This is a genomic window from Nosocomiicoccus sp. HMSC059G07, from assembly GCF_001815515.1.
GTDB lineage: Bacteria > Bacillota > Bacilli > Staphylococcales > Salinicoccaceae > Nosocomiicoccus > Nosocomiicoccus ampullae_A.
In genome coordinates this window covers 1-491 of record NZ_KV820839.1, presented here as the reverse complement: position 1 = coordinate 491, position 491 = coordinate 1, and the positions used below count along the sequence as shown (strand labels likewise).

General features: G+C 38.3%; 1 protein-coding gene and 1 pseudogene. Both read left to right on the top strand.

The genetic code is table 11. The annotated features are described in order from the left end of the window. Positions 1 to 119, top strand: a 119-nt coding sequence (locus tag HMPREF3029_RS09735) for a phage holin (protein WP_371327376.1), incomplete at its 5' end; no start/stop codon positions are given. 55 nt (positions 120 to 174) lie between these two features. Beyond that, positions 175 to 491: pseudogene (locus tag HMPREF3029_RS05405) on the top strand (M23 family metallopeptidase); the annotation flags it as partial.

The window sequence follows — 491 nt, the reverse complement described above, 5'->3', positions numbered from 1 at the left end:
AGTTTGTAAATGGCTTAGCGTTAGTATCTGTCGGAGTGTGGACGTGGTGGAAAAATAACAACGTGACTAAGAATGCGATTAAGGCGCAAGAGTATAAAGATCAGTTAGATAAGAAGTAGCTTGTGAATATCTCACAGGCTATTTTTATGCAAAAAATTAAAAGGAGATAAAAATATGAACCCTATTGAATATTTAGAATCAAAAGGATTTATAGTGACATCAGATCCGGCGAAGTATGCTAGTGGTATCTGGGGGAAACGTGACTACACAGTAAATGGATATAACTATGACAATTACTGCGGTGGATATCATCGTGCGTGGGATTTAGTTAAGTCGCATCTTGCAGCAATTCCTGCAGTATTTGATGGAGAAGTTGTAGCAGGTACCAGTGCTTGGGGTAACTTCGGCGGTACTGTAGTTGTTGCAAATAAAGAGCTTGGTATTCAAGTGATTTATGGACACTTAGACAGAAATATTCCAGTTAAAATTGG